General features: G+C 65.4%; 1 pseudogene. It reads left to right on the top strand.

Annotated features, from left to right (window positions below):
* Positions 1 to 71: 71 nt before the first annotated feature.
* Positions 72 to 289: pseudogene (locus Q5Y72_RS19820) on the top strand (ATPase); the annotation flags it as partial.

Raw genomic sequence — 289 nt, forward strand, 5'->3', positions numbered from 1 at the left:
CCCGCGCTGCGCCTTGTCCATGAACCCGCCGCAGATTGTGCCCGCTATGACCGGCTGCGGAGGGCTGGATGATGGAACGCGCCGAGATCCTTGCTGCGATGGCCGACCTCAAGCTCTTCGGCATGCGGGCGGCCTACGACGAACTGATGGCTACGGCCGTCCGGCGGCAGCACGAACCGCAGAAGGTGGTCAGCGACCTGCTGGCCGCCGAGATCAACGAGAAGAAGGCGCGATCGGTCAAATACCAGATCACCGTCGCCAAGCTGCCCCTCGCCCGCGAGATCGATGA

This window comes from Paracoccus spongiarum (genome assembly GCF_030732095.1).
Lineage (GTDB): Bacteria > Pseudomonadota > Alphaproteobacteria > Rhodobacterales > Rhodobacteraceae > Paracoccus > Paracoccus spongiarum.